This window comes from Ruegeria sp. HKCCA5426 (genome assembly GCF_013034585.1).
In the GTDB taxonomy this organism is placed as follows: domain Bacteria; phylum Pseudomonadota; class Alphaproteobacteria; order Rhodobacterales; family Rhodobacteraceae; genus Ruegeria.
Window position 1 is genome coordinate 103,159 of sequence record NZ_WQGH01000003.1, and the last position, 25,592, is coordinate 128,750.

General features: G+C 58.0%; 29 protein-coding genes. 17 read left to right on the forward strand and 12 right to left on the reverse strand.

The genetic code is table 11. From position 1 onward, the window contains the following. Positions 1 to 46: 46 nt before the first annotated feature. Positions 47 to 535 (reverse strand): DUF3576 domain-containing protein, encoded by a 489-nt coding sequence (locus GOV87_RS05630; RefSeq protein ID WP_171124687.1) that lies wholly within the window; start codon positions 533 to 535, stop codon positions 47 to 49. 282 nt (positions 536 to 817) lie between these two features. Between GOV87_RS05630 and GOV87_RS05635 the strand changes: the two genes are divergently transcribed. Beyond that, positions 818 to 1,864: a porin gene (locus GOV87_RS05635; protein WP_171211135.1), complete on the forward strand. Its 1,047-nt coding sequence runs from the start codon at positions 818 to 820 to the stop codon at positions 1,862 to 1,864. Between the two features lie 100 nt (positions 1,865 to 1,964). Beyond that, positions 1,965 to 2,624: a YggS family pyridoxal phosphate-dependent enzyme gene (locus GOV87_RS05640; protein WP_171211136.1), complete on the forward strand. Its 660-nt coding sequence runs from the start codon at positions 1,965 to 1,967 to the stop codon at positions 2,622 to 2,624. Here the strand turns inward: GOV87_RS05640 and GOV87_RS05645 are convergent. Together GOV87_RS05645 and ribA are read right to left on the reverse strand one after the other, a co-directional pair. Beyond that, a complete protein-coding gene (locus tag GOV87_RS05645) occupies positions 2,608 to 3,108 on the reverse strand; it encodes a L,D-transpeptidase (protein WP_171211137.1) in 501 nt (166 codons plus the stop codon). The two genes, GOV87_RS05640 and GOV87_RS05645, sit on opposite strands and share 17 nt — an antisense overlap. Beyond that, complete coding sequence (gene ribA / locus GOV87_RS05650) at positions 3,105 to 4,199, reverse strand: GTP cyclohydrolase II (protein WP_171124457.1); 1,095 nt, start codon at positions 4,197 to 4,199, stop codon at positions 3,105 to 3,107. The genes GOV87_RS05645 and ribA overlap by 4 nt, the downstream gene beginning before the upstream one ends. A 161-nt stretch (positions 4,200 to 4,360) precedes the next feature. Here ribA and GOV87_RS05655 point away from each other — a divergent pair, with 161 nt between their 5' ends. Next, the gene (locus tag GOV87_RS05655; RefSeq protein ID WP_170415695.1) at positions 4,361 to 5,047 is read left to right on the forward strand and encodes a response regulator transcription factor; all 687 of its coding nucleotides are present in this window, start codon (positions 4,361 to 4,363) and stop codon (positions 5,045 to 5,047) included. A gap of 279 nt (positions 5,048 to 5,326) precedes the next feature. Here the strand turns inward: GOV87_RS05655 and GOV87_RS05660 are convergent, their stop codons facing one another. Next, positions 5,327 to 5,584, reverse strand: a complete 258-nt coding sequence (locus GOV87_RS05660; protein WP_171124455.1) for a hypothetical protein — start codon at positions 5,582 to 5,584, stop codon at positions 5,327 to 5,329. Positions 5,585 to 6,524: 940 nt separating this feature from the next. Here GOV87_RS05660 and GOV87_RS05665 point away from each other — a divergent pair. The 4 genes from GOV87_RS05665 (at position 6,525) to GOV87_RS05680 (ending at position 9,158) form a co-directional block, all read left to right on the forward strand. Next, the gene (locus tag GOV87_RS05665; protein ID WP_171211138.1) at positions 6,525 to 7,313 is read left to right on the forward strand and encodes an exodeoxyribonuclease III; all 789 of its coding nucleotides are present in this window, start codon (positions 6,525 to 6,527) and stop codon (positions 7,311 to 7,313) included. Between the two features lie 76 nt (positions 7,314 to 7,389). Then, positions 7,390 to 8,307, forward strand: coding sequence for a co-chaperone YbbN (locus tag GOV87_RS05670; RefSeq protein WP_171211139.1), 918 nt, complete (start codon positions 7,390 to 7,392; stop codon positions 8,305 to 8,307). A 27-nt stretch (positions 8,308 to 8,334) separates the two neighbouring features. After that, positions 8,335 to 8,976 carry an LON peptidase substrate-binding domain-containing protein gene (locus tag GOV87_RS05675; protein ID WP_171211140.1) on the forward strand — a complete coding sequence of 214 codons (642 nt, stop codon included), beginning with the start codon at positions 8,335 to 8,337 and terminating at the stop codon, positions 8,974 to 8,976. Then, positions 8,973 to 9,158 carry a Trm112 family protein gene (locus GOV87_RS05680; protein WP_171124448.1) on the forward strand — a complete coding sequence of 62 codons (186 nt, stop codon included), beginning with the start codon at positions 8,973 to 8,975 and terminating at the stop codon, positions 9,156 to 9,158. Before GOV87_RS05675 ends, GOV87_RS05680 begins: the two co-directional genes overlap by 4 nt. Here GOV87_RS05680 and GOV87_RS05685 read toward each other — a convergent pair. After that, positions 9,155 to 10,417, reverse strand: a complete 1,263-nt coding sequence (locus GOV87_RS05685) for an FAD-dependent monooxygenase (protein ID WP_254428818.1) — start codon at positions 10,415 to 10,417, stop codon at positions 9,155 to 9,157. The two genes, GOV87_RS05680 and GOV87_RS05685, sit on opposite strands and share 4 nt — an antisense overlap. A 53-nt stretch (positions 10,418 to 10,470) precedes the next feature. Here GOV87_RS05685 and GOV87_RS05690 point away from each other — a divergent pair, with 53 nt between their 5' ends. The 4 genes from GOV87_RS05690 to GOV87_RS05705 all read left to right on the forward strand — a co-directional run bounded on the left by GOV87_RS05690 (position 10,471) and on the right by GOV87_RS05705 (position 16,734). Further along, positions 10,471 to 11,799, forward strand: a complete 1,329-nt coding sequence (locus GOV87_RS05690) for an amidase (protein WP_171211141.1) — start codon at positions 10,471 to 10,473, stop codon at positions 11,797 to 11,799. Between the two features lie 108 nt (positions 11,800 to 11,907). Then, positions 11,908 to 13,089 (forward strand): aminotransferase class I/II-fold pyridoxal phosphate-dependent enzyme, encoded by a 1,182-nt coding sequence (locus GOV87_RS05695; protein ID WP_171211142.1) that lies wholly within the window; start codon positions 11,908 to 11,910, stop codon positions 13,087 to 13,089. 14 nt (positions 13,090 to 13,103) lie between these two features. Then, complete coding sequence (locus GOV87_RS05700) at positions 13,104 to 15,998, forward strand: DNA translocase FtsK (protein ID WP_171211143.1); 2,895 nt, start codon at positions 13,104 to 13,106, stop codon at positions 15,996 to 15,998. Positions 15,999 to 16,137: 139 nt separating this feature from the next. Beyond that, positions 16,138 to 16,734, forward strand: coding sequence for an outer membrane lipoprotein carrier protein LolA (locus GOV87_RS05705; RefSeq protein ID WP_171211144.1), 597 nt, complete (start codon positions 16,138 to 16,140; stop codon positions 16,732 to 16,734). 14 nt (positions 16,735 to 16,748) lie between these two features. On the opposite strand, the gene GOV87_RS05710 is transcribed toward GOV87_RS05705, so the two are convergent. Together GOV87_RS05710 and GOV87_RS05715 are read right to left on the reverse strand one after the other, a co-directional pair. Beyond that, positions 16,749 to 17,330 (reverse strand): lytic transglycosylase, encoded by a 582-nt coding sequence (locus tag GOV87_RS05710; RefSeq protein WP_171124439.1) that lies wholly within the window; start codon positions 17,328 to 17,330, stop codon positions 16,749 to 16,751. A 60-nt stretch (positions 17,331 to 17,390) separates the two neighbouring features. After that, a complete protein-coding gene (locus GOV87_RS05715; RefSeq protein WP_171211145.1) occupies positions 17,391 to 18,272 on the reverse strand; it encodes an AEC family transporter in 882 nt (293 codons plus the stop codon). A gap of 80 nt (positions 18,273 to 18,352) precedes the next feature. On the opposite strand from GOV87_RS05715, the gene hspQ reads away from it, so the two are divergent. Next, positions 18,353 to 18,679, forward strand: a complete 327-nt coding sequence (hspQ, locus tag GOV87_RS05720; protein ID WP_171124435.1) for a heat shock protein HspQ — start codon at positions 18,353 to 18,355, stop codon at positions 18,677 to 18,679. A gap of 24 nt (positions 18,680 to 18,703) precedes the next feature. Here the strand turns inward: hspQ and ggt are convergent, their stop codons facing one another. The 3 genes from ggt to GOV87_RS05735 form a co-directional block, all read right to left on the reverse strand. Beyond that, positions 18,704 to 20,281, reverse strand: coding sequence for a gamma-glutamyltransferase (gene ggt / locus GOV87_RS05725; protein WP_171211146.1), 1,578 nt, complete (start codon positions 20,279 to 20,281; stop codon positions 18,704 to 18,706). A 198-nt stretch (positions 20,282 to 20,479) separates the two neighbouring features. Further along, positions 20,480 to 20,920, reverse strand: coding sequence for an ATP-binding protein (locus tag GOV87_RS05730; protein WP_171211147.1), 441 nt, complete (start codon positions 20,918 to 20,920; stop codon positions 20,480 to 20,482). A gap of 31 nt (positions 20,921 to 20,951) precedes the next feature. Beyond that, positions 20,952 to 21,290 carry an STAS domain-containing protein gene (locus tag GOV87_RS05735; RefSeq protein WP_171126348.1) on the reverse strand — a complete coding sequence of 113 codons (339 nt, stop codon included), beginning with the start codon at positions 21,288 to 21,290 and terminating at the stop codon, positions 20,952 to 20,954. Positions 21,291 to 21,392: 102 nt separating this feature from the next. Between GOV87_RS05735 and GOV87_RS05740 the strand changes: the two genes are divergently transcribed. After that, a complete protein-coding gene (locus GOV87_RS05740; protein ID WP_171211148.1) occupies positions 21,393 to 22,565 on the forward strand; it encodes an acetyl-CoA C-acyltransferase in 1,173 nt (390 codons plus the stop codon). Between the two features lie 59 nt (positions 22,566 to 22,624). Beyond that, positions 22,625 to 23,077: a GAF domain-containing protein gene (locus GOV87_RS05745; RefSeq protein WP_171211149.1), complete on the forward strand. Its 453-nt coding sequence runs from the start codon at positions 22,625 to 22,627 to the stop codon at positions 23,075 to 23,077. Between the two features lie 36 nt (positions 23,078 to 23,113). Here GOV87_RS05745 and GOV87_RS05750 read toward each other — a convergent pair whose 3' ends face one another. After that, positions 23,114 to 23,503, reverse strand: a complete 390-nt coding sequence (locus tag GOV87_RS05750; protein ID WP_171124683.1) for an SHOCT domain-containing protein — start codon at positions 23,501 to 23,503, stop codon at positions 23,114 to 23,116. 116 nt (positions 23,504 to 23,619) lie between these two features. After that, the gene (locus GOV87_RS05755; RefSeq protein WP_371813465.1) at positions 23,620 to 23,952 is read right to left on the reverse strand and encodes a DUF1294 domain-containing protein; all 333 of its coding nucleotides are present in this window, start codon (positions 23,950 to 23,952) and stop codon (positions 23,620 to 23,622) included. 57 nt (positions 23,953 to 24,009) lie between these two features. On the opposite strand from GOV87_RS05755, the gene GOV87_RS05760 reads away from it, so the two are divergent. Genes GOV87_RS05760 through GOV87_RS05770 form a run of 3 tightly spaced genes read left to right on the forward strand, consistent with a single transcriptional unit; the run spans position 24,010 to position 25,588 of the window. Further along, positions 24,010 to 24,579 carry an XRE family transcriptional regulator gene (locus GOV87_RS05760; RefSeq protein ID WP_171211150.1) on the forward strand — a complete coding sequence of 190 codons (570 nt, stop codon included), beginning with the start codon at positions 24,010 to 24,012 and terminating at the stop codon, positions 24,577 to 24,579. After that, on the forward strand, positions 24,580 to 25,203 hold the full coding sequence (locus tag GOV87_RS05765; protein ID WP_171124422.1) for a LysE family translocator: 624 nt from the start codon (positions 24,580 to 24,582) through the stop codon (positions 25,201 to 25,203). Positions 25,204 to 25,207: 4 nt separating this feature from the next. Then, entirely contained in the window at positions 25,208 to 25,588 is a 381-nt protein-coding gene (locus tag GOV87_RS05770) for a GFA family protein (RefSeq protein ID WP_171211151.1), read from the forward strand. The last annotated feature ends 4 nt before the right edge of the window (positions 25,589 to 25,592 follow it).

Here is a 25,592-nt window from a genome sequence, read left to right on the forward strand (position 1 = left end):
CCGGGAATGAACCCGGCGTGGTAATATTGTGATTTTCGGCGGGTTGCTAGAGCTTGTTGTCCGCAATACGCAACTGACGGGCGCGGGACAGGATGGCATCCTCGACCGCGCGCGTAGTTGCGGCGCTGACCGGTGCGCCGCCGCTGGATTGCAATGCCACCGACAAAGAGCGCGCCGCCAGAGCCGGGTCGCTGATATGAACCGTCGCCCGATACGAGCGTCCGCCACCCGGGGGTGTCCCGTAACCCGTTACAATTATGCCAGTAAATGGGTCGACCTCTTGTACGGGCAGGAAATTCAATACATCCAGCGACGCCGCCCACAGATAGCGGTTCACATTTGTAACCTGCTCTGCGTTTCTGGTGTCGAATACATCCCAGATGGTCGAACGGTTGGGATCGTTCAGTTCGCGTTCGCTTGATCGTCCGCTGTCTGTATTAAGCAGATCAGGGTTCGGCGCGGCCCCTCGATTCTGTCCGCAGGCCGACACTGCGGCAGCCACTATGATCAAACCGATAATCGTCTGCAGGCGCATCGTCGACTGGTCCTGTTTCACTTGGTCTCGTTCGTTCAGTGATACTCCTAGACAAGGTCCAGTGCGGCAACAACCCTCTTATTGTAACAAATAAGCGGTATTGCTGATGCTTTAAGGCTCAAAACGGACTGTGGCATCCTTGCACCAATCTGTTGCCAATGCATGCTGTCCAATTATGCCGTGCTTGCGCGAAGGGGGCAAAAAGAGCGAAACGGTTCCCGTGCTGAGACATGTGCTGAGGCATGTGTCGAGTAGAAAAACTTTGAAACCGAGGGAAACAAGATGAAAAAAGTTCTCTTCGCATCGACCGCTCTGATCGCAACCGCAAGTGTTGCAGCGGCCGACGTACGCTTTAGCGGTTACGGCCGCTTTGGTATTGGATACCAAGAAGACCGCACCGGTTCGGTTGCGAACTTCACCACCACCGCAAGCGGTGACATTGTTCGCGGAACCGGCACCAACGCCAACGCGACTGTCGACACCGACAACACCATCCTGATCTCGCGCTTCCGTCTGAACATCGACGGCGTCGTTGAAACCGATGGCGGCGTTGAGTTCTCGGCTCGTGTTCGTCTGCAGGCTGACGAAAACGCCGGCAACGGTGAAGCAAACGCAGCCGGCCTGAACGGCGCACGCTTCTCGGTCATCTACGGTGGTCTGCGTGTTGACGCGGGCAACGTTGCAGGTGCCTTCGACAACTTGGCAAACTACTACGGTAACGAGCCGGGCCTGGAAAACTTCATCGGCCAGTACTCGGGCGTTAACTACAGCTTCCTGGGTTACTCGTCGACCGGTTCGGGTTCGAACGCTGTGTTCTTCCAGTACGCAGTTGGCGACTTCGCATTCGGCGCATCGTACGACCAGGCAACCGTTGCTCTGGGCGGCGTTCCTGAAGATGCAGACCGCTGGGACATCAGCGCGACCTACACCTTCAACAACATCACCGCAGCTCTGGCCTATGGTCAGACCGACGCGGGTTCGTTCGGCGATGACCCTGACCTGCTGGTCTTCACCCTGGGTGGTGAATGGGGCGACTTCTCGGGCACCCTGTTTGTTGGTGACGAAGGCGACACACCTGTGAACTCGGCTGGTGAAGCAACCGACGACACCTTCTACGGTCTGTCGGCAGCTTACAACGTTGGTTCGGCTCTGACCCTGACCGCCGCTTACGGTGACGGTTCGGCAGACGGTGACACCCGTCAGTATGGTATCGGCGCAATCTACGACCTGGGTGGCGGTGCATCGCTGCGCGGTGGTATCGGCGACACCAAAGTCGGCAGCGCAGACAGCACCATCCGTGCTGACTTCGGTGCTCAATTCAACTTCTAAGTTGATCTGAACCGCAAGGTTTAAGGGCAGGTCTTCGGACCTGCCCTTTTCTTTTGGGCTGACATGGTGTTTTGCTGCCTCAAACCAATTGAGGATCCCCATGTCGCTGCATGATATCGCCACTCGTATCCAAAAAGCTGAAACCGTTGCCGGGCGGCCAAACGGGTCTGTTAAGCTGATTGCCGTGTCCAAGGTACAGCCGAACGAACGCGTTCGCGGTGTTCTGGATGAGGGGCACCGCTGTTTTGGGGAAAACAGGGTGCAAGAGGCCATGGGGAAATGGCCCGACTTCATGCGGGACTATTCTGATATTGATCTGCATCTGATCGGACCGCTCCAGACGAACAAGGCGCGTCAGGCCATGGAGTTGTTCAGCGCGATACACTCTGTCGATCGCCCCAAGCTCGCCAGAACGCTGGCGCGTCTTGCGCAAGAGATCGGAGCCTGTCCCGACTTGTTCATACAAGTGAATACCGGGGAAGAGGATCAGAAGGCCGGTGTCATGCCTGCCGAGGCAGATGCATTCGTCGCTGAATGCCGTGATCTGGACCTGCCATTGGCCGGATTGATGTGTATCCCTCCGGTCGAGGAAGAGCCCGCGCTGCATTTTGCGCTGCTTGCCAAAATCGCAGACCGGAACGGGCTAACGGGGCTGTCCATGGGCATGAGCGGTGATTTTGAAAAGGCCATCGCATCGGGCGCAACCCATGTGCGTGTCGGATCGGCGATCTTTGGCGAGCGTGTCAAACCGCAGGAATAATCAGCCGCGTATCGGGTGTTATCCTTCCGGCGATCCAATGAAGGTGTTCCCTTCGAAACGCAACGCAACCTTCGGTGGGATAGCCGGGCCTTCTCCATTGATGCAGAAAGATTGCCGAACCTTTTCCCGGTACCGCATTAGGCCAGTTCCAATCGGTCAGCAGAACCAAGTCGTATAAGGGATCGGCCCGGCGCAGTTTTTCATGGCTGAACGGGTAGGGCGCGCTGACCAGTTGGTTATAGCGATCATCGCCGCTGTCATCCGACCACAGATCCCACGGCCCAATCGGGATGGCCCATGGAGTTGGCGCCGCGATCCGGTCAGGGCGGTAAAGCATACCGAAGATACGGTGAACACCGGTCGGGGTTGCGCTGTCGCCCTCACGCTTGGTGTTGCTGAGCCCACCCTTGCCGATCGAACAGGGAAACGTGCGCCCGGCAAACCGGACGCCCCGCGGTGTGAGCACAAGGTCAGAGGGGGTCAAAGCAGATGGCCCGATTTTTCAGCCTTGGTCGCCAGATACCCGCGATTATGGGCTGTTTCTCCGACCTTCAGCGGAACGCGTTCCGTGACGGCGATTCCCGTTTTTTCCATCATCGCGATCTTGGCCGGATTGTTGGTCAGCAATCGGACAGCACTGAACCCCAGAGATTTCAAGATATCCGAACCCAAACGAAAATCCCGTTCGTCATCCTCGAATCCCAGCCGATGGTTGGCCTCGACCGTGTCGAAGCCCTGATCCTGAAGGAAATAGGCCCGCATCTTATTGGCCAGCCCGATACCGCGCCCTTCCTGGTTCAGATACAACAGCACCCCGGCCCCTTCGGTTCCCATCTGGGCAAGCGCACCCCGAAGCTGAGGGCCGCAATCGCATTTCAGGCTGCCCATGAGATCGCCCGTAAAGCAGGCCGAGTGCAAACGGGCCAATACGGGTTTACTACGGTCGGGACGTCCGATTTCGATGGCGTAATGTTCCTCGCCGCCATCTTCCGGACGAAAGACATGAAGCCGCCCTGCCTCGGACACCTCCATGGGCAGGCGGGCTGCCACCACTTCGTTCAGGATGCTGCGATCTGCCAGATGCGGTGCTGCCCGGGTGTGATCAATGCAGGTGAGGCCATGTGCGCTGGCAAAGGCGCGCCCGTCATCAATTGGGACAACAACGGCTGCGGGAAGCAAGCGCGCGGATTTGGTCAGGGCAATGGCGATACGATGCAGGCTGGAGCTGCCCTGACGTTGCGTCATCAGGGGGCCTTTCATCGGTGCGTTCAGATCATCGGACGGGTCGGCGACCGCTTGAACCCAACCGATATCCGCATCGGCTGGAATAATCACCCGTGCCAAATCCCCATCATAGGCTCGCGCCCTGAGCGTTTCTGCCCGGCGCACGGTAATGGCGACGACCGGTTCACCGCCCAGCCCGCGCAAATCCGCAAGCCGTTGGGCGCTTAGTGTTTCTGACGCGATTGCAAGAACGCTGAAGCCGCTGTCATCTGTCAGGATGACAGGCACACCCATACGCAGGTCCGCACGCGCGCGTGCCAGCAGTTCCGAGATATCCGGGATGAGACTCATTTATGTTACCCTGTAACGATTAGCCCTTCCTGTAGCCTGATCGGACGGAAATGTGAAACATTTCCTCATCATCAGACACGAGGGCGTGAGACGATTGCAGCAAACCTTGTTGATTGCATCTTTGACGCGCAAGTGGTGGAAAAGGCTTAGGAGGACCAGATATGGCACAGCTTAAGAAAATCCTGCTGGTGGACGACGACGAAGATCTTCGCGAAGCTCTGAGTGAGCAGCTTGTGATGACCGAAGACTTTGACGTGTTCGAAGCGTCCGACGGGCAGTCCGCCATGGAGCGCGCCCGCGAAGCGATCTATGATCTGGTTATTCTGGATGTCGGCCTTCCAGATACCGATGGTCGCGAACTGTGCCGCCTGATGCGCAAGCAGGGTGTCAAAAGTCCGATCCTGATGCTGACGGGGCACGATAGCGACGCCGACACCATTCTGGGCCTTGATGCCGGTGCCAATGATTACGTACCCAAGCCTTTCAAATTCCCGGTTCTTCTGGCCCGTATCCGTGCCCAACTGCGCCAGCACGAACAGTCCGAGGACGCGGTCTTTGTTCTTGGGCCGTATACCTTCAAGCCTGCGATGAAGATGCTCATCACCGAAGATGACCGGAAAATCAGGCTGACCGAGAAAGAGACAAATATCCTCAAGTTCCTCTACCGCTCGGCCGACGGTGTGGTTGCGCGTGATGTGCTGCTGCACGAGGTTTGGGGATACAATGCCGGTGTCACCACGCATACGCTGGAAACCCACATCTACCGCCTGCGCCAGAAGATCGAGCCCGATCCGTCGAACGCGCGCCTTTTGGTCACAGAGTCGGGCGGATATCGTCTTGTGTCGTAACTTTGATGGAATGATGCAGATCAAAGTGATACTCTGGAGATATATTTAGGTTACTCCCAACCCGTGCATGTCCGGGTAATGACATGTACCTCCCTGTTGGACTGCCGGGCCTGATGGCCCGGCTTTTTTTGTGGGAGGTTGGGGATGGGTGTCTGCTTTGAGCCCAAAGCGGTTTCTTCCTCCTGCCGGCAGAAATGATCATACGAGTCATATCCAGTATTCGCTTTTATGAACCCCAAAGCTGCAGGCCACAAAACCCAAATCGCGGTCTATTAGTGGTCATCGCAGCGGTGAAACGTCAGCCCTTGTCGCCGGGTTCAGATCGCCATTCGGGTCAGTCAGAACGCTTGCGGGAAAAGACACCGAGACGGGCATGTCACTCGTGTCCACGCAGAGCATGTGATTGTTGTCTCCGTCACCCAAGTTGGCCAGCGCAGCTGGCTTTATGTCGCGTCGGGTACCGTCGGCTGCGGCGACGGTGATCGTGTAAAGGTCGCGCTCTGCCTCGCCGGGTTCGGTGCCGTCTTCCAATGTCACGCCGCCCTCCCACGTGACACGGACTGCCTGTACGATTCCTTTTGTCGGACAAAGACTGCCTCTGACACGGCGAGGCCCCAGCGTACCGACTTGTGTCCAATCTTCCACGACTTCAGCCAGGGTTATTGATGGACCGTCTTCGAGGGGTATCACCGGCACACTAGCTCCCCGATAATCCACGGTCCCATCGATGGAATGCAAATGGCCGATGATGTCAACTCTGACAGGCGGGTCGCTGTCTGCGGGTCCCAATTGTCCTATCAAAAGAACCGTGCGCAACTCACCAGGGTCTGTGGCTGGCAGGACTGACGCGCAGTGCATTGTCCCAATTGCTCCTGATTGGGTCGTGACCCGAAAATCCCCCGCCTGCATCGTCGAAATGTCTATTTCAGTCGAGAAGATCACAGGCATTCCGGTATTACCCTCAGAACCTCTGCAAATCACATTCGAGACGCGAGGCAGTGCATCGAGCCCGTGAAAGGCTGAAAGGAGTTCAGCGGATTGACCGTTCGCCTCTCTTGGCAGGCCAGCATCTACGGTCGTATCAGAGAGGTCGCGATTGGATATGTTATCGGTCCAAACACCTGGTCCGTAAAGTAAGAACCACGTGAAAGCTAAGGTAATAAGCGCAACCACGGCACCCAAACCGCCTAAGATAAACCGCTTCGAGATGCCTTTGGGCATTCAATGTACCTCCGCGCTATGTTGCTTGCGATTTAAATTCTTAACCGAGACTTCCTATCGCCCAAAGCAACATTAGAGAGCTGCGGAAAAACCAAACGACTTGAACAAATGGATACCGATCGTGCTGAAAGCCCAAGTATTGCGCCATCTATGAGCGACTGTATTGTCCGCAGAACAGACTTGCAGTCTCTTTCCCCATGGCACCCCATCCCAACCCACGCTAACCTCCGCGCAACCCACGACAGAGGATTCCCCCATGCCCTTCACTCTTGCCACCTGGAACATCAACTCGGTCCGTCTGCGCGAGCCTATCGTGCTGAAATTGCTGCGCGACGAAGCCCCCGATGTGCTGTGTCTGCAAGAGTGTAAATCGCCGGTCGAGAAGATCCCGACCGAAGGCTTTGCGGAACTGGGCTATACCCACATGGTTGCGCGTGGGCAGAAGGGATATAATGGCGTTGCGATCCTGTCGCGTATCCCGATGGAGGAAGTGGGTGACAAGGATTTCGCTAGTCTTGGCCATGCCCGCCACATCGCGGCACGGCTGGAAAACGGCGTGACCATCCAGAACTTCTATGTCCCCGCAGGTGGCGATGTGCCGGATCGTGAGGTGAATGAGAAGTTTGGGCAGAAGCTGGATTACCTCACCGACATGCGCGACTGGTTCCATGCTGAAAAGCCCGAAAAGTCCATTCTGGTGGGTGATCTGAACATCGCCCCGCGCGAGGATGATGTTTGGTCGCACAAGCAACTGCTCAAGGTCGTTTCGCACACGCCGATCGAGGTTGAAGCGCTGGCCGAGACGCAGGATGCAGGCGGATGGGTCGATGTCACCCGCCAGGATATCCCCGAGGGGCAGCTTTACAGCTGGTGGTCGTACCGTGCGCGCGATTGGGATGCGGCCGATAAGGGACGGCGGCTGGATCACGTCTGGGCCACGCCTGATATCTCGAACGCGGGGCATTCCAGCCGCGTGTTGCGCGATGCGCGCGGATGGGAAAAGCCCAGCGACCACGCTCCGGTCTTTGCCACTTTCGACCTTTAATTCTGCAATTCAACCCTTGGTTTCTGCCTTATGCGGTTGCATATAGGGCGCAAGTTCGAACGAAAGAGTGAGTGTCATGGACCTTTTGAACAGCGCAGCCAGCCCCGATACAGCGGATCTGATCAAGGACGGGTCCGAGGCCACGTTTATGGCCGACGTCGTCGAGGCTTCGCAGGAAACTCCGATCATCGTGGATTTCTGGGCACCATGGTGCGGGCCGTGCAAAACTCTGGGACCTCTGCTGGAAGACGCTGTGACCGCCGCCAAGGGCGCAGTGAAGATGGTCAAGATCAACGTGGACGAGGCGCAGATGATCGCCTCGCAAATGCGTATTCAGTCTATTCCGACCGTCTATGCGTTTTTCAAGGGTCAGCCGGTTGACGGGTTTCAAGGCGCGTTGCCGGGGTCCGAGATCAAGGCATTTGTCGATCGTGTTATCGAAGCGGCAGGGGGCGAAAGCCCGGGCGGGCAATTGGATGACGCTGTTCAAGCGGCCGAAGAAATGCTGTCGGAAGGCGCCGCTGCGGACGCGGCGCAGACCTTTGCCGCCATTCTGGGCGAGGATCCGAACCATGCGGCGGCTTATGGCGGTTTGGTGCGCGCCCATATCGCAGCCGGTGATCTGGAACAGGCCGAGGCCATTTTGAACGGTGCCCCTGCCGAAATTTCCACCTCTGCCGAAGTGGAGGCGGCGCATGCGCAACTGGAATTGGCCAAACAAGCCGCAGATGCGGGCCCTGTGGCCGAACTGACTGCGGCGGTTCAGGCTGACGCGAACAACTATCAGGCCCGTTTCGACCTAGCGCAGGCGTTGCATGCCAATGGTGATCTGGAACAGGCCGTAAGCCAGTTGCTTGAACTGTTCCGTCGGGATCGCGAATGGAACGACGGCGCAGCCAAGGCGCAGTTGTTCACGATCTTCGACGCGCTCAAGCCAAACGACCCGATTGTTCTGAATGGGCGGCGCAAACTCAGCTCGATGATATTTGCCTAATCTCTGATCAGAGCTACACTGGGGTACATGATGCATCCCGCTGATCTGCCGGAAACGGTTTCCGTCTTTCCTTTGCCCGGGGCGCTGCTGTTGCCCCGCTCGCGCCTGCCGCTGCACATTTTCGAGCCGCGCTATCTGCAGATGTTGGACGACGCCCTGAAAACGCCCGAGCGTTTGATCGGGATGGTGCAGCCGAACCCCTGCCAAAGCGACGACGACAAGCTGCACCAGATCGGCTGCGCGGGGCGGGTGACGCAGTTTTCGGAAACCGAAGATGGCCGTTACCTGATTACGCTGACCGGGATTTCGCGCTTTCGCGTCAAGTCCGAGTTGGACGCCTTTACCCCTTATCGTCGCTGCCAGGTGTCCTGGGATGGGTTTGACCGTGACTTGGGCCGGGCCGAACAGGATGACGGGTTCAACCGCACAAACTTTCTGACGCTGCTAGAGCGGTTTTTTTCGTCCCAGCAGCTATCGACCGACTGGGATTCGTTGAAGGACGCGGATGATGAACTGCTGGTCAACTCGCTGTCCATGCTGCTGGATTTTGACCCCGAGGAAAAACAGGCCTTGCTAGAAGCGCCCTGCCTGCGTACCCGTCGCGAAACTTTGGTAACACTGATCGAATTCGCCATGCGCGGCGGATCGAGCGAGGAAAAGCTGCAATGACCACACCTGAACATGCCTTTGACCGCCGTATGCTTGAGGCGTTGATTTGCCCGCAGACGCAGACAACCCTGCACTATGATGCGGAAAAGCAGGAACTGGTTTCAAAGGCTGCGGGGCTGGCTTTTCCGATCCGCAACGGCATTCCGGTGATGCTGGTCGACGAGGCGCGGCAACTGGATTAAATCGGACGCCCCTGAAGCAGTTTCGGCAGGTCCCCGGTCAGCCCGGCGGCCTCGCGCACGAAGCCCCGGCGCAGGCCCGGAAGTGACCCGACGATCCCCATCCCGATGTCGCGCCCAACGCGTAACAGAGGGTTGTCATTTGAAAACAGTTTGTTGAACACGTCTGTCGCCATCGCCAGCGACGCCGTGTCAAAGCGCCGCCACTCCTGATAGCGCTCCAGCACCAGAACCGATCCGATATCCTCGCCGCGCCGTCCGGCCAGGGTCAGCACCTCGGCCAGCGCACCCACGTCCCGCAACCCGGCATTAAGCCCCTGACCGGCGATAGGGTGCATACCGTGTGCGGCATCTCCGACTAGGGCCATTCGTTCGCCAATGAATGCGTTCGCTATCGTCAGGTTCAAAGGATAAGTGAACCGATCCCCGGCCAGCTTGATATCACCAAGGAAATCACCAAAGCGAGGGCGCAGGACCTGCAGATAATCCGCTTCGGGCAGGGCATTGATGCGTTTTGCAGCGTCGGTCCGTTCGCTCCAGACAATCGAGCTGCGGTTGCCGGTTAATGGCAGGATCGCAAGCGGACCCGGCGGCATGAAAAACTGATGCGCGATACCGTGATGGGGCAGGTCATGTTCGATGGCGCAGACCAGAGCAGTCTGTCCGTAATCCCATCCGCTGCGCTTGATGCCTGCACGCGCAGCCGTACCGCTGCGGCGACCATCGCACCCCACAAGCAGGCAGCCCGTCAGGGTCGAGCCGTCATTCAGAGTTAGGGTGACGCCCGTTGCGTCGTGATCCTGCGCAATGACTGTTCGGCCACTGATCTGCGTGATGTTGCTGTCCGCGTCCATCGCATCCAAAAAGGCTCGGCGCAGATGGCGATCCTCGACCATGTATCCCATCGGGCCTTCTTCGATCTCGGCGTGATCGAAATGCATGAAGAAGGGTGATGGCCCGGTCCCTGCGTGCCCGTCCGTGACCTTGATCTCAAGCATCGGCTGGGCGTGGTCGGCGACCCGTTCCCACACACCAATTGTTTGCAGCAAGCGTTGAGAGGCCAACGCAAGCGCATAGGCTCGCCCGTCGAACGCGGCGTTTTTCCGAACTTTCTCGGCCAGGGCGTCGATGATGGTGACTGTGTGTCCTGTCTGAGCTAATGCCAGCGCCAAGGCGGGACCGTTCAGACCGCCACCAACGATCAGGATATCGGGCTTGTGTTCCATGCCGTGCAATATGCGCGCCCTTTCGGGATTGTCCATATGCGGTCCTGTCGCTACCGTCGCCCAAAGCGAATTTTTCCAAGGGGGTAGGAATGCAGGATTGGTTGACCATGACCGCGTGTGATCTGGGCCGAGGCATTGGAATGGGCCAGATCGACCCCGTCGAATTGACCGAAACCTACCTGTCCGCCATTACCGCGCACCCCCACCGGGACCGCATTTATGCCCGCGTTACCGACACACGCGCCCGCGCCGAGGCCGAAGCTGCGCGCGTGCGGGTCAAACTGGGCTTGCGCCGGTCCCTGCTAGATGGTGTGCCGATCAGTTGGAAAGACTTGTTCGATACCGCTGGAACCGAGACCGAGGCCGGAACAGCCCTTTTAAAAGGGCGCGTCCCTGACCGGGATGCGGTTGTTGTCAGAAATGCAACGGCGATGGGGGCGGTTTGTCTGGGCAAGACCCATATGAGCGAACTGGCCTTTTCCGGGCTGGGTCTGAACCCGATCACCGGAACGCCGCCCTGTATCGACGATGTCGACGCGGTGCCGGGCGGGTCTTCCTCGGGTGCTGCAGCATCGGTCGCGTGGGGGCTGGCCGCGGGCGGTATTGGGTCGGATACAGGTGGGTCGGTCCGTATTCCTTCGGCTTGGAACAACCTTGTCGGGTTGAAGACCACTGCAGGGCGCGTAACGCTTGAGGGGACTGTGCCCTTGTGTTTGCGGTTTGATACGATTGGCCCATTGGCGCGTTCTGTCGAGGACGCCGCCCATCTGTTGGCGCTGCTGGAAGGCGGCACGCCCGCTGACCTGCGGGGTGCAACGCTGCAGGGCCGCCGTTTCGCCGATTTGCAGAATGTGGCCAAGGATGATCTGCGGGATGGCCCGGGCGCGGCTTACGAATCCGCACTGGACCGTTTGCGAGGGGCCGGAGCCGAGATTGTCCCGCTAGAGGTGCCCGAACTGAACGACGCCATGAGCCTGTCCGGTGTCCTCTATACGACCGAAGCCTACGGTCTGTGGCGCGACGTGATCGAGGCCAACCCCGATGCAATGTACCCAGAGATTCTGGAGCGGTTCCGCGCGGGCAAGAACGTGTCAGGGCCGGATTACATTGCGGCCTGGTCCCGGTTGAAAGCCTGCCGGACCGCATGGGATGCAGCGACGGCTGGTTTTGACGCTGTGCTGGCCCCAACCGCGCCGATCCTCCCCCCGAATCTTGAGCGGTTGATGACGGATCATGACTACTATGTCACCGAGAACCTGCTGGCATTGCGCAACACCCGGATCGGCAATCTGATGGGATTGGCCGCGTTGACCGTTCCAACGGGAACGGCGGGGTGCGGGTTGATGATGATGGGGTATCCGGGATCGGAAGAAGCGCTTTTGCGGGTGGGTGCGGCGGTCGAAACCGCTCTGGCGTGAATGCCACAATCCCCTGATTCGGCGTCGCTTTGTCTGGACGAAGCGGAATCCGACCTGTAATCTGCCAAAAAACGGGGCGAAAACGATCCCGGCATTGAGGCAGTAGTTATGAATTTTCCCGAGCGGTTCTCGAACCTACCGGAATATGCTTTCCCGCGTCTGCGCACCCTGTTGGATCATCACCAGCCGGGCGGTGATGTCATTCACATGACCATCGGCGCGCCCATGCACGATTTCCCCGCATGGGTGACAGATGTAATCATGGAAAACGCGGCCGGATTTCAGGGATACCCCCCAAATGAGGGCTCTCCTGCGCTGCGTGGCGCAATCACCGATTGGATCAAACGCCGCTATGGTGTGACGATGGACCCAGACGCCAATGTCATGGCCCTGAACGGTACGCGCGAGGGGCTGTACAACGCGGCAATGGCATTGTGCCCCGAGGAAAAGAACGGTCATAAACCGGTCATCCTATGCCCCAACCCCTTTTATCAGGTCTATATGGTAGCCTCGATCTCGATCGGGGCCGAGCCGGTATTTGTGCCTGCCACCGCTGCAACCGGCCATCTGCCAGACTACACAGGTCTGCCCGAGGATGTTCTCAACCGCACGGTTGCGGCCTATATCTGTTCCCCGGCCAATCCGCAGGGCGCGGTGGCGTCGCGCGACTACTGGGCCGAACTGATCCGGCTGGCCGAAAAATACGATTTCCGCATCTTCGCGGATGAATGCTATTCCGAGATCTACCGCGATGAGGTCCCGACCGGCGTTTTGACCGTCGCGCAGGAACTGGGCGCAGATCCTGAGCGGATCACATTGTTCAATTCGCTATCCAAGCGGTCAAACGTCGCCGGCTTGCGTTCCGGCCTGATCGCAGGTGGCCCCGAGACGATCAAACGGGTCAAACAACTGCGCAACTACGCGGGCGCACCCTTGCCGCTGCCTTTGCAGGCGGCTGCGGCAAAGCTGTGGGCGGATGAGGCGCATGTGGCCGAGAACCGCGCGCTCTATCAGGCAAAATACGCCATTGCGGATCAGGTATTCGCTGGCATTCAGGGGTATATGGCACCGCAGGCCGGGTTTTTCCTTTGGTTGCCGGTCGATAATGGCGAAGAAACCGCATTGAAGCTGTGGCAGGAAACCGGGGTCCGGGTACTGCCGGGCGCATATCTTTCTCAAGGCGATCCGGGGCAAAACCCGGGCGAACAATTTATCCGGGCTGCTTTGGTGGCCCCAAAAACAGAGTTGCAGCAAGGGCTGATCAAGCTCCGCGATTGCATCTATTCGTGAGGTACGAGGGCAAAATGGCATCATATAACGCGCGCAATCGCGATCCTTTGCTGGACAGTACGACGCAAGCCGCCATTGAGCGGCGCAGCAAAGAGCTGATCGGCATTGCCTTGATTCTGCTGGGCCTGGCCGCAGCCGCGATGATCTGGTCTTACACGCCGGACGATCCCAACTGGATGGTGTCGACCGATGCGCCGGTGCAGAATTGGATGGGCCGGATCGGTGCGTCGATTGCCGCGCCCCTGTTCATGATTGTCGGCTGGGGCAGTTGGAGCATTGCGCTGGTTCTGATCGGATGGGGCGTGCGATTTGCAGGTCATTTTGGCGAAGAACGTGCGATTGCCCGGCTAATCTTTGCTCCGATCTGGATAGCGATTGTGTCCGTATACGCGGCAACGCTTGTCCCAGGCGAGGCGTGGCGTACCACGCACAGCTTTGGGCTGGGTGGTCTTTTTGGCGACACGGTTATGGGCGCTTTGCTGACGCTGTTGCCGATCTCATCGCATTTCATGGTCAAGGTGATGTCTTTGGCTATGGCGGTCGGAATGTTGTCGCTTGGCGTGTTTGTTCTGGGGTTCACCAAGAATGATGTGCGCAAAGGGTTCCGTGCATTCCTGTTGGGTCTGGTCATGTCATACGATGGGTTGATGAACCTGCTGGGCCGGGGCGCCGCAGCGACAGCGCAGGCCGCACGTGATCGTCGCGCGCAATGGGACGACCGCAAATCGGCAAGGGCAGAAGCCGCCGAAGCTGTTTTTGAAGATGAACTGGCCTATGCCAACCCCGTATTCGACGAACCCCCACTCGAGTCGCCGGAGTCTGTGAAAACAGGCCTTCTTGCGCGGATGCCTTCCTTGATCCGCCGCCCAGAGCCGATGCCCGAGCCTGAACTGCTGGATCGTGAGCCTGTTGCTGGGTTTGATGAGATGCCGGGTGAAGACCGCATTCGGTCAAAAATTTCCGCCGCCGTGCGCAACCGCAAAGTCGCAACCGGCGAGATGACGCCTGAGCCGAATCCGAACCTGCCGTTGACCAAGGGGCGCGGCCGGGGCCCCGATCCGCTTATCCTGAATGCGGGTGGGGTGGGTGAGTTGCCGCCTGAACCGCCGATGACGTCGGCGAGTCTGCCGGTGGAACCGATGATGTCGGCACCTCTGACAGACGATTGGCAAGAGTCTGTCGTGCAAGAGGATACGCTCGGCGCGGATTACGAAGAGGGGGCCGTGTTTGAAGATGTGGCAGAACCGGCTCCGCAACAGCGCCCGGCTGTAAAAATCCCGGTTGCCGAACCCCGCAAACCAGTGGTTGCACAGCCTGTGCGCCGCGCACCGCAACCGTCGCGCCGTGCGCAGGCCGAGGCACAGCCAGCGCTGTCCTTTGAGGAAAGGCATTCGGATTTCGAACTGCCGCCTTTGGGGCTGCTGTCGAACCCCTCCAGCATTCAGCGCCACCACCTGAGCGATGAGGCGCTGGAGGAAAACGCGCGGATGCTGGAAAACGTGCTGGACGACTACGGCGTGAAGGGTGAGATCGTCAGCGTCCGCCCCGGCCCCGTTGTCACCATGTACGAGCTTGAGCCCGCACCGGGCCTGAAAGCAAGCCGGGTGATCGGTCTGGCCGATGACATTGCTCGGTCCATGTCGGCGCTGTCGGCGCGGGTTTCGACATTGCCGGGCCGCTCGGTAATCGGGATCGAACTGCCCAACGACAATCGCGAAATGGTAGTGCTGCGTGAAATCCTTGCAAGCCGCGATTTTGGCGATGGCAACCACGCGCTGCCTCTGGCCTTGGGTAAGGATATCGGCGGTGAATCCGTTGTGGCGAACCTTGCGAAAATGCCTCACCTGCTGATCGCGGGGACTACGGGTTCCGGTAAGTCGGTGGCAATCAACACGATGATCCTGTCGCTGCTGTACAAGCTGACGCCGGATGAATGCCGCCTGATCATGATCGACCCCAAGATGCTGGAACTTTCGGTTTACGACGGCATCCCGCATCTGCTGTCCCCTGTTGTGACCGACCCGAAAAAGGCTGTGGTTGCCCTGAAATGGGTCGTGGGTGAGATGGAGGATCGTTATCGCAAGATGTCCAAAATGGGCGTGCGCAACATCGCAGGCTACAACGGCCGTGTGAAAGACGCGCTGGCCAAGGGTGAAATGTTCAGCCGCACGGTCCAGACCGGATTCGATGATGAGACGGGCGAACCGGTGTTTGAGACCGAAGAATTCGCACCCGAAGCGATGCCCTATATCGTGGTCATCGTCGACGAGATGGCCGACCTGATGATGGTCGCCGGTAAAGAGATCGAAGCCTGCATTCAACGTCTGGCTCAGATGGCGCGGGCTTCGGGCATTCACCTGATCATGGCCACGCAGCGTCCTTCGGTCGATGTGATTACCGGTACGATCAAGGCGAACTTCCCCACCCGGATTTCGTTTCAGGTGACGTCCAAGGTCGACAGCCGCACCATTCTGGGCGAGATGGGTGCCGAACAACTGCTGGGGCAGGGGGACATGCTCTATATGGCGGGTGGTGCCAAGATCACGCGCTGCCATGGTCCGTTTGTCTCGGATGAAGAGGTCGAGGAAATCGTCAGCCACCTGAAACAGTTCGGCCCGCCAGATTACATGAGCGGCGTCGTGGATGGCCCGGCCGAGGAAAAAGCCGACAATATTGACGCCGTGCTGGGCCTGAACACTGGTGGCAACACGAACGGTGAGGACGCTTTGTACGATCAGGCCGTGGCGATCGTGATCAAGGATCGAAAATGTTCGACCTCGTATATTCAGCGAAAACTCGCCATCGGATACAACAAAGCCGCGCGACTGGTCGAGCAGATGGAGGATGAAGGCGTTGTTTCCTCGGCAAACCATGTCGGAAAACGCGAAATCCTTGTGCCCGAGCAATAAGTGGCTTTGCGGAATACCGCCGTATCAAAATCAAGTGACGCGCTGAAATTATGGGTTTCAGCGCGTCTGCTGTTTTAGGCACCCCTGAAATCGGATTTGGATATTTAATAACAGCGGCGAAACGCATATCTGGTAGATCATGAAACAGATTGCTTTTGCCCTGGCCCTGACGCTGGCTGCGCCGGCTGCGTGGGCCGCTGAAAAACTGCCTTTGTCGCAGATCTCCAACTATCTCAACGGTCTGAAAACCGTTGAGACCACGTTTACGCAGGTCAATGATGACGGTTCATTGAGCACTGGTAAACTGTGGATGGAACGGCCGGGCAAGATGCGGTTTGAATATGATCCACCAAACAGCGCGGTTGTTCTGGCGCGTGCAGGAACGGTTCAGATATTCGACCCGAAATCCAACCAACCACCCGAGCAATACCCGCTGAAGCGCACACCGTTGTCGCTGGTACTGGCGCGCAACGTTAATCTGGGGCAGGCCAATATGGTCGTCGGGCATGAGTTTGACGGAACAGCCACGGTCGTTACCGCTCAGGACCCGAAAAATCCCGAGTCGGGTCGGATTGAGTTGATGTTCACGGGCGATCCGATAGAGCTGCGCAAATGGGTCATCCACGACAATGCCGGTAGCCAGACTACTGTTCTGCTGGGCCAATTGGATACGGATAACAGGTTGGATCAAAGCCTGTTTTCCAACCGCGCGCGAAGCGGGTCAGGCAATCGCTGACCCGCTGAGTTCTCTTAGTACCGACAGCCGGCCAACTGTGCCTGATACAGCTTGGCGCGCGCATCCACGTCATTTGCGACGTTCAACAGCCAAGTCTTGCTGTAGTGGCTACCACGTGCATATCCCGTATGACCTTCGTGATAGGCGAGATACTGGTTGCGCGTGTCGCTGGGATGAATCCCGTTCCGCTCATAGCTTTTGTTCATGTACCAGCCGATGAAATCCGAAGCGTCCCGGATACGGTCGCGCTTGGCACGGCGTTTGCCGGTCTCTTTCTGGTATTCATCCCAGGTTCCGTCCAGTGCCTGACTGAACCCATAGGCGCTGCTTTGACGGCCCATCGGGATGACGCCCAACACGTATTGATGCGGTGTCCTTGCGTCATGGCGATAGCGGCTTTCCTGATAGATAGTCGCCATCTGGACGTGAACCGGGACGCCCCATTTGCGCTCGGTGCTTTTGAATGCCTTAATATAATCCGGCCGTTCGCGCGCAATGCTGCACGCGTCATTTAGCTTGCTGGGCGGTTGCTTTGACCCGCCCCCACAGGATGCCAAAAGCAGCACCCCGAAGAGTACGATAAGAATTCTGCTCATGTGCCTCGTGCCTTTTTTCTTTATTCTAGCGCAGATTGCGCTCCGAGGAAATCACAATCGCTATAGAACGATAGCTAGAATAATAGGCAAAGCGGCAACAGACAGAACAGTTGAGACCATGACCAGCCCGGCGACGGCGTCTGAATCTGCGTCAAACCGCTCGGCCAGCAGGTATGAAGTCACCGCAACCGGCGTGCACATTTGCACAAGCAGCACCCCAAATGCGACGGCATCAAGGTCAAACGCCACCGCGATCCCCCACCCTAAAACAAAGCAAACCGCGAGTTTGAGCAATGAAAGCCAGATGGCCTGACCCAACTTGCGGGTGGTCAGGCGCGCGATGGCGACGCCCACTGTGATCAACATCATGGGAATCGCCATTTGTCCCAGCAAGTCCAGTGTATTGGTCAGAAAGACCGGGGGCTCCCATCCGCGCCACAGGAACAGCGCGCCGAGCAATGTGGCCCATACCATCGGTTCGCGGGCAACTTTGCCAAACGCGCCTTTGCCCGCGACCAGATAGATGCCGTAAGTGAACGAAAGCAACGCGGTAACGGCCAGAAACACGACCGCAAACCCCAGACCCGCCTGACCGAAGGCAAACAGGCACAAGGGCAATCCAAGATTTCCGGTGTTCCCAAAGATCAACGGCGCCAGATACGTCCGTCGATCCAATCCGCCAAGCCGCACGAATACCTCAAAGGCAACTGCAAGCACGACGTGACCCGCAATGGCCGCCACAGTGAAACGCGTCAGTTCACCGGCCGGGATCTCGGTCTGCATCAGCGCAACAAAGATAAGGCTGGGCACCGCAAGGGTAACCGCAAGGCGGGTTACAAACTGCAGCCTGTATTCAAACCCCAGTTTGACCCAGACAAAGCCGATACCCGCCAAAAGAAAGACAGGGGCCACGATTTCAAAGACTGTCAGTAAGAGGTTCACAGACTGTTTCCCTAAATTTCAGATCAATGATTGGCATTCTCGCGCGGAAAGAGGTAGTAAGACCCTTGGGGGCTGTGAAAATGCTTAAGACAAACGCCAAGTACCGTTTGGGCCAGGTGGTCCGCCACAAAAAACATCCCTTTCGGGGGGTGATTTTCGACGTGGATCCAGAGTTTTCCAATACCGAAGAATGGTATCAGGCCATTCCGGAAGACAGCCGCCCGATCAAGGATCAGCCGTTCTATCATTTGTTGGCAGAGAATGATCAATCCTTCTATGTTGCTTATGTTTCTGAACAAAACCTGATTGCCGATCAGTCGGGCGAACCTGTGGAACATCCTGATATCCCCGACATGTTCGGCCCGTTCGAAAACGGGGCATATCCGCTGCACTTTCATTTGAACTGATAGGGTCTGGGTTCTGCGCTTGGATCAATATCCCAGCGCACAACCGTCTTTCCTGGGATCGCTTCCGCCTTCCAAAACGCCATCTTCACGGATCCTGATTGCCTGGGCGCCGCCAAGAGGTGTTTCTGGAGTTTGGACATTGTGACCCATGCCGGCCAATTGTTGAGCGACCTTGGGCGGAATTCCGCGCTCTAGCTTAAGAACGCCTGCATCTGCAAAGGCACGCGGGGCGTCAATACTTTGCTGCAGTCCCAGCCCGTGATCTGTCAGGTTGGACAAAAGCCGGGCGTGCCCGGTTGGTTGAAAAGCGCCGCCCATAACGCCGAATGGCATGGTGACGCGCCCATTTTCGCAGAGCATACCCGGGATGATCGTGTGCATCGGGCGTTTGCCGGGGCCCATTTCATTGGGGTGCCCGGGTTCAAGCGTGAATCCGGCCCCTCTGTTTTGCAGCAGTATCCCGTATTTCTCGGACGCGATGCCCGAGCCAAAGCTGTGGAAGATCGAATAGATCAGGGAAACGGCCATCAAGTCGCGGTCAACGACCGTAATGTAAACGGTGTCTTTGTGGATTGCCTCGGTCAGGGGGGGCGCCGCAGGCATCGCGCGTTTGGGGTCGATCAGGGCTGCCAGCCTGTCGGCCAAGACCTGATCGCAGAATAACTCGGCCCGCGCAGTGTGATCAGGGTCTGCAATGAACCGGTTCCGCGCATCATATGCCAGTTTCGAGGCTTCGGCCTCGATATGTATGCGCTCGGTCCCGAAGGGATCCATGCTGGCCAGATCGAAGCTTTTCAGAATGTTCAAAAGCAGGATCGCGGTCGCACCCTGACCGTTTGGTGGGTGTTCGACAAGGTCAACACCCTGATAATTGCCAACTACGGGCTGGGCTTCGGTGCATTTGGTTGCCTGAAAATCAGCAAGCGAATGTCCCCCGCCCATTTGCGTCAGTGCATCGACCATGTCTTGCGCGATATCGCCAGAATAGAAGGCGTCGCGCCCCCGCTTGGCGATCTGGCGCAGAACTTCGGCTTGACCAGGCGCGCGGAAGACCTGCCCGACCTTCGGCACTTTACCGTCGATCAGGTAATGACCGCGCGCGGGACCCTGCAGTGTTGCCTCGCCTGTTTGCCAGTCGAACGCGACCCTTGGTGCCACCGGCACACCGGTGTCGGCGTAGTGAATCGCAGGCTGAAGGATCGCGTCGAGGCCCAGTTTACCTTCGGTTTCGGCCAGATGGCATATAGCGTCCACCGCACCGGGTATGGTGACTGACTCCGTTGTATTCAGCGGCACAGTCGTCAGACCGGCATTGCGCAGTTTCTGGGGGTCCGCCGCCGAAGGTGCTCGCCCCGAACCATTCAGCGCGCGGATTTCATTTTCTCCGGCCCGGTTGAAAAGCACAAAGCAATCGCCGCCCAGCCCAGTCATCTGCGGTTCGCAAATACCCAGAAGGGCGGCCCCGGCGATCGCCGCATCCATTGCGTTGCCGCCTTTTTGCAGAATGTCCACTGCGACTTGAGCTGCCAAAGGGTGCGATGTGGCACACATGCCTTCTGTCGCCAGAACTTCGGATCTGCCCGGAGTGTGAAAATCCCGCATAGCTTTGTTTCCCTGATTGAACGCGCCGAAGGTATCGCGCAGGCAGGTATTGTCCAGTCAAATCAATGGGAAGTTCCTCGGCGCCGTTCACTGGGTGGGGGCTGTGACACTGGACGCCGAGGGAAGCTATCTGAGCTACGAGAATCACTATGCCCTTTGTTTGCGGCGTGACCATGGTTTGATTGTGGCGATTTTGGGTCAGCCGGAGTCTGGAAAATCGAACCGAAGCGACAGCCTGTTGCAGCCCCCTTTGCGCTCATATCGGATGTCGCCGGTCAATTCATGGATCAGGAACCAGCCAAACCCACCCTCGGGCAATTCATCAATCGTTTCGCCCAATGCTGCAGGAATGCCTTCGGGAATACAAAACCCTGGCAGAGGCATGCCGGTGTCGGAAATCAGGATGTCGAGCCAGTTCTGGTGAAAGCGGCAATGTACCTGCACCCGAGCCGGGGTTATCCCGGCATACGCATGTTCGACCACGTTGTTGATAGCCTCTGCCAGCGCGATTTTCACGTCACCGGCCTTGTGACCGGGCAGGCCCTTTTCTTCTAGGCACAAGCTCAGCCTGGCGATGCCAAGGCTGGCTTCTGCTTCAGTCGCGACAAAACTCAAATCCAGGCAGTTACAGTTACTCATTGGTGTCGTGCCAATTCCGTTGAGCGGCTGGTTAGTCTGTGGGGGCGGACAGCGCGTCGTCCAGCGACGCAAACAGCTTGAAAACCGTATCCATGCGCGTCAGCCGAAATACCTTTTCGACAAAGGGATGCAGTCCGGCCAAATCCAGCCTGCGACCATTGCCGAGCTGCTTCATCGCGGCGACGATGGCGCCAAGACCGCTGGAATCAATGAACTCTACATGGGTCAGATTCAGAATGACCCGCGCATTGTCACCTTGAGCTTCGTTCCTCATGTCTTCCTTGAACTGGATGGCCATGGCTGCATCTATCCGGTCTGAATGAACCGTGATGATCTGTGTGCCGCCTGTTGTTTCGCTGGTCAGGCTCATGCGCGATGATCCTTTAAACTGAAATTCAATCGTAGAAATACGCTAGACGGCAATTCTTACCATTCGGTATCCATCATTCCGGAAAACAGGAGGAGCACCCCGATGAATCATGTTGTTATTGCAGGCGCGGCCCGGACACCTATGGGCGGATTTCAAGGTGTGTTTGACGGTGTGCCAGCGGCTGATTTGGGGGGCACTGCCATTCGCGCTGCGTTGCAAGGGGCCGGAACCCAGACGGTAGACGAGGTTCTGATGGGTTGCGTTCTGCCCGCTGGTCAGGGGCAGGCACCGGCGCGGCAGGCCGGGTTTGCGGCGGGTCTGGGCGAAGACGTCCCAGCCACAACGCTGAACAAGATGTGCGGCTCTGGCATGAAGGCCGCGATGATGGCGTTCGACCAGATCGCGCTGGGACACGCGGACACGATGGTCGCGGGTGGGATGGAGAGCATGACCAACGCCCCTTATCTGTTGCCGAAAATGCGCGGCGGGGCCCGGATCGGGCACGGGCAGGTGGTTGACCACATGTTCCTTGATGGATTGGAGGATGCCTACGACAAGGGTCGGCTGATGGGCACCTTTGCCGAGGATTGTGCGGAAGCCTACCAGTTCACCCGCGAAGCGCAGGATGAATATGCGCTGCAGTCCCTGTCCAATGCTCTGGCTGCACAGGAAAGCGGGGCGTTTTCGGACGAGATCACCCCGGTCGTTGTCCCGACCCGCAAGGGTGAGGTGCAGTACGCCGCGGACGAACAGCCGCAATCTGCCCGACCCGAGAAGATACCCACACTGAAACCTGCATTCCGCAAAGATGGGACCGTGACGGCAGCCAACTCATCCTCGATCTCGGATGGCGCGGCTGCGCTTGTGCTGGCGTCCGAGGATGCGGCCAAAGATCAGGGGCTGACCGTACGTGCGCGAATTCTGGGCCATGCCAGCCATGCTCAGGCGCCGGGGTTGTTCACAACCGCACCTGTCCCCGCCGCCCAGAAATTGCTGTCTAGGATCGGATGGTCCAAGGATGACGTCGATCTGTGGGAGGTGAACGAAGCCTTTGCTGTTGTGCCGATGGCATTCATGCATGAAATGGGCTTGCCGCGTGACAAAGTGAACGTAAATGGCGGGGCCTGTGCATTGGGGCACCCGATCGGCGCTTCGGGCGCGCGCATTATGGTGACGCTTTTGAATGCGTTGGAAAAGCGCAACCTAAAACGGGGTGTCGCGGCGATCTGCATCGGTGGCGGAGAAGGCACCGCGATCGCGATCGAACGTGTTTGACCCATGGGCGGTTTCGGCATAGGTGGCGTGGCAAGACGACCTATGCCGGACAATCCAAGATGACCGTTGATTACGACCTGCTGGCGAAAACCATCTCAGCCCTGACCGAAGGGGAAACTGACGCGGTCGCGCTTATGGCAACCGTCGCGTGCGAGGTGCATCATTCCGACGACCGGTTCGACTGGACCGGGTTTTACCGCGTGACAGAACCGGATGTGTTGAAGATCGGCCCGTATCAGGGCGGTCACGGATGCCTGGTTATCCCGTTCGAGCGTGGTGTCTGTGGCGCTGCTGCGCGAACGGGCGAGGTGCAGCTTGTGCCCGACGTGGATGCTTTTCCCGGCCATATCGCCTGTGCATCGACCACGCGGTCAGAACTGGTCTTGCCGGTGCGAAACGCGTCAGGTGACATCATTGCCGTGTTTGACATCGACAGCGATCAACCGGACGCATTCACGCAGCAGGACGCGGACGCGCTTGGTGCAATTCTGACTGCCGTTTTCGCGAATTAACTCCGGCAAGTGCGGCACTGGCCGGAGCATTATTTGTTACGCGCTGAGGATCTTGGCTTTTTGGGCTGCGAATTCTTCGTCTGTCAGAACGCCCTTTTCCTTTAAGGCGGCAAGACGCTCCAACTCGTCCGCTGTGGATACCGTCGCGACGGATCGGATATAATCCTTCTGTGCTTCTTCGATTTTATTCATCGCCTCGACATTGTGTTCATGCATCTTTTCGCCTCGTGCGATCAGATAGGACAGAACCCCAAGCCAGGGAACAAGGATAACAAACGCGATCCATGCGGCCTTGCCGAAACCGCTCAGGTCTTTTGAGCGGAACACATCGGCCACCACCGAAATCATTACCCAGAACCAGGCTACCATCAGGAATAGCCAGAAAATCGACCACACTATGTCGAAAAACCCGATGCCATTTTCCATGTCTCTTCCAACCCTTTGCCAATATAAGATTATTTCAGGAATTCAGTAACTACGTCAGTGTAGCAGACAGTTTCCTCTTTGGCTGCGGATAATTTTCGATTGAAAGTTCGCGTGTGTCAGGGTGGGAAGTGGGTGGCCAGAAAGTACAGAACAGCACCCTGCAGACCGAGCACCAGATAGAGGTAAATCGAAAACCGTCGCTTGCGGGTTTTGTGTTGGAAAATCCAGCGTCCCAAAACCGCGCCCGGTGCCCCGCCGATCACGGCGAGCCATCGCAGTTTGGCCTCGGGCACGCGGGTTTTGCGACGTTTGGCGCGCAGTTTGTCCCATCCAAATGTCAGCAGGGTCAGCAGGTTAATGACCCAAAGATACGCAACTGCAATCCACATATCCGACGAATAAACAATCCCCGTCAGACACCCAAGTGAAAAAATGCTTGGAAATTTCACCGACTCAGGTCATCGTGAAAAAGTCACTAAAATTTTCACGAACAACCGGAGCACCACGTGAACAGCCAAGCCCCAAACAGGTCGACTCTTGGCGCGGATATCCGGGCATTGCGCAAAGCGCGGGGTCTGACCCTGACCGAGATCGCGGCGCGTCTGGAGCGTTCGGTTGGATGGCTCAGCCAGGTCGAAAGGGACAAGTCCGAGCCGTCGATCTCGGACCTGCGCCAGATCGCCGAGTGTCTTGGTGTGCCGATGTCCATGTTGTTCGCACATTCAGCCGCACCGGCGGACGAACAGGGGTATATTGTGCGCGCTGGTTCACGCCGTCCTATGGGATCGGGTGAGGAAGGTTTGATCGAGGAATTGCTGTCACCTGATCTGACCGATGATTTCGAAATGGTGCATTCCACGTTCGAACCCCGATCACAAATGCAGACCCCCGCTGATCGTCCCACGCAAGAGGTCGGCTATATGGTGTCCGGCCGTTTGGACCTGACGATCGGAGGACGGCAGTTCTCGGTCGGGCCGGGGGACAGTTTCCGCATCAAACATGAGCCCTATCAATGGGCCAACCCTTATGATGAGCCCGCCGTGACCGTCTGGGTCATCGCGCCACCGGTGTATTGAATGAGCTTCGAAGCCTGGACCATATTCGCGCTGTTTTGGGTGGTGTTCGTGACTACTCCGGGGCCAAACGCGGTGAATTGTATCTCGAACGGGATGAGCCTGCCGTTTCCCAAGGCAATGCTGGGGGTGTTGGCGATCCTGACGCAGGCCAGCGCGTTTCTGATCCTTTCGGCGCTGGGCATAACGGCGCTGATTGCGGCCTCTCCCACAGGGTTTTTCATCGCCAAGCTGATCGGCGCGGGGTTCCTGATCTGGATGGGCATCCGCGGTTGGATCAATGCCAGCAAACCCGCGCCTGCGTCCGAGCGGCCAGCGCGCCATGTCTATCTGCATGCGTTGGCGGTGGCGACGATCAACCCCAAAAGCGTGGCCGGGTATCTGGCAGCGTTTTCTCAGTTCGTGCAGCCGGACGTGCCAGTCTGGCAGCAGATGGGGGTGATCATGCCGACCGCACTGATCATCACAACACTCAGCTATACCGGGTTCACCCTGTTGGGTGCGCTGATGGGCAAAGCGGCCTTGGGGGCTGTGTTCAACATCTGGGTCCGCCGCGTAATGGCGACCTGTTTCATCATTTACGGCGTGCTGCTGGGCACCAGCTCAACGCCAGCACCAAGGGGGTAAAGACATGCACACCGGTTCCTGCCTTTGCGGCAAGGTTGCGTTCAAAATTGTCGGAGATCTCACGCCGCCAAATGCCTGCCACTGCGGTCAATGCCGCAGGCAGTCGGGGCATCTTTGGGCCTCAACCGTCACGCATCAGGACAACCTCAGCTTTACCGCCAGCGATACACTGGGTTGGTATCGCGCCTCCGATATCGCCAAGCGCGGCTTTTGCAGCGCCTGTGGCTCGTTCCTGTTCTGGCAGCACAATGACGAGGATACGATTGCGGTTTCAATGGGGTCTCTGGACGAGCCCACTGGCTTGAAACTCGTTCGGCACATCTTTGTCGCTGACAAGGGCGATTATTACGACATCCAAGACGATCTGCCCCAGCGGGCACACTGACAGA